2 protein-coding genes and 1 pseudogene are annotated in these 2,466 nt (G+C 54.8%); 1 reads left to right on the forward strand and 2 read right to left on the reverse strand.

Features of this window, described 5'->3' with window-relative positions; all coding sequences use genetic code 11:
- The coding region (locus AMR42_RS10715) for a polysaccharide biosynthesis/export family protein (RefSeq protein WP_099533452.1) at positions 1–1,096 on the forward strand (1,096 nt) is incomplete at its 5' end.
- Between the two features lie 401 nt (positions 1,097–1,497).
- On the opposite strand, the gene AMR42_RS21155 is transcribed toward AMR42_RS10715, so the two are convergent.
- Positions 1,498–1,837: triose-phosphate isomerase (locus AMR42_RS21155; RefSeq protein WP_234406947.1), on the reverse strand; the 340-nt coding region annotated here is incomplete at its 5' end.
- Positions 1,838–1,839: 2 nt separating this feature from the next.
- Positions 1,840–2,202 (reverse strand): annotated as a pseudogene (locus AMR42_RS21160) (triose-phosphate isomerase); the annotation flags it as partial.
- Between the last annotated feature and the right edge of the window lie 264 nt (positions 2,203–2,466).

Genomic DNA, 2,466 nt, shown 5'->3' on the forward strand with positions numbered 1-2,466 from the left:
ACCGGGGCAACCGGGGCAACCAGGACAACCGGGGCAACCGGGGCAACCGGGACAACCCATTCCCGACTGGCCTGAATCCCTCACCGCACCACCCCCGGAATGGCGGGTCTATCGCCTCTCGTCCTACGACACGATCGCCATTCAGGTGCAAGGCTTCCCCGAACTCAACACCTCCACCATCGTCAATGTTCAGGGGCAAATTTCCGTCCCCCTACTGGGAATCGTCAATGCGGAAGGGCTAACCACCGCCGAACTGCAAAAGTTTCTACAGCAGGGTTACGAACGCTATCTCGTTAACCCGATCGTCACCGTCGGCGTGCTCACCCCCGTGAATCCTGACATTGTGGTCACTGGTGAAGTGGTCAAACCCGGGTTCTATCGAGTCAGCCCCTTCGATACGGTTGTGACCGCCCTAGTGGCCTCCGGCGGAGCCACCGATTGGGCTGATTTACGGGCCATCAAAGTTCGCCGCCAACTGCCCGACGGCTCCACGATCGAGAAAAACGTGAACCTGCTCTCCCTGCTCGTGGAAGGGGCCCCGGAACCACGGATTTATCTGCAAGATGGCGATGCGATCGTGGTGCCTCGGCGCGAATCCGGCATTGATCCGGGCTATGACGCAGACCTGATGGCCCGCAGCAACGTAGCCCGCGCCGCCATTCGGATTCGGATGGTGAACTATGCCGGTCGCGGTGGCCTGGTCACCCTCACCCTGCCCAACGGCAGTACCTTCATTGATGCGCTCAATGGCGTGTCATTGGATACCGCTCGGCTCCGGCGAATTGCCCTCATTCGTTTTGATCCAGAACAGGGCAAACCGGTTACCCGGATTCTGGATGGCAAAGCTGCGTTTATGGGCGATCCAGCCAATAATCCTCCCCTGCGCGATAACGACGTGGTAGTTGTGAATCGCAACCTCATCGCTCGCGTTACCTATGCCTTGAACACCGTGACCCAGCCGTTCCGAGATGTGTTGGGTTTCCTGCTCTTTTTCCAACAATTGGATGAGGCGGCCACATCCTTGTTTGGCCCCGGTGGCACGTTTGGAGGACCAGCAGAAACGCAAGAAGAAGGCAGCAGTAGCAATAATAATTAGGGAATGATCGGAGATACAGCCCTTACCTCAATTACTAAGCATAGTCGCCCGTAGGGTGGGCACTGCCCACCAAACCGTTGCTTTATGGCATCTGCAATATGGCGTGCCAATAATTCTAGGTAAAGGCTGTAGTGCCGTAATTGAGTAGTAATGAGTTAGGGAAAATCTTGCAATGCGAGTGATCTTTTATCACAATTCATCATCTCACAGAAAATAACTAGCGTTTTAAGCAACAGCGGCAACTCAATTCAGAATAAATTTCTGAAAAATTAGCATGATTTTTGGATAAGAATGCAGGCGATCGAGTGGATATTCCGGCTCGATCGCCCGCCTATTGGTTAGCAATGGTTGAAAAAAACAAGGCAAAACAGTGAGGCAGATCGTGGCAATAATGATGGCAATTATTGATAGTTCACAATCCGAGCAAAGCCGATCGGGTCAAGGCTAGCGCCACCAACCAACACACCGTTAATTTCCGGTTGGTCCATAATTTCATCAATCAACTCGGGCTTGACAGAACCGCCGTATTGAATCGGCAAGTCTTCACCATTGAGTTGATCGCGAATCCAGCCAATCACTCGGTTGGCTTCTTTGGATTCGCAGGTGTCCCCGGTGCCGATCGCCCAAATGGGTTCGTAGGCAATCACCAGATTGCTGAGGTTCACGCCCACCAACCCCGCCTTCAATTGTTGGGCAATGTGGGTTTGGGTTTCGCCTGCGTCGCGCTGTTGTTTGGTTTCGNNACCGGCCGCTTGGGCCGCCTTCAATCGGCGGTTGACGGTTTCGTCGGTTTCACCAAAATATTGCCGCCGTTCGCTGTGGCCCACCACCACGTAGCGAACACCCAGTTCGGTCAGCATTTCAGCCGAAATTTCGCCGGTATAGGCTCCGTTGGCTTCCCAATGGACGTTTTGCGCGCCGATGCGAATGCGGCTGCCGTGAAGAGCATTGGACAGCACGCTGAGATCCGTGAAGGGAACGCACAGCACAATTTCGCGATCGTCCGGGGTTTCGGCGATTTGCTCAACGAAGGGCTTCAAAAACTCCAGGGTTTCGGCCTGGGTTTTATACATTTTCCAGTTGCCTGCAATGACGGTCTTAGCCAAGGTTCGGGGTTGCCTATTGCGCTAGAAATTTCCTCCTAGAACCTTATCGGGTCGGGCGATCGCGGTCAATTCAGAAGCGAAGGCCAACTGTCATCGATTGCTGGAACCGTTACGGGACGGACTGGGGCGCGGGCTGGGTCGGTTGCCAGTGGGGGCGGTGGGGTTGGGTGGGGTCGATCGCGCCGGTTCCATGCGTTGTAGGTAAGGGCCAGGATTTTGCGCTACCCAGCCCACAGAGGAGTTATAGCGAACGTCAAACCACAG

This window comes from Limnothrix sp. PR1529, from assembly GCF_002742025.1.
Classification (GTDB): Bacteria; Cyanobacteriota; Cyanobacteriia; order CACIAM-69d; family CACIAM-69d; genus CACIAM-69d.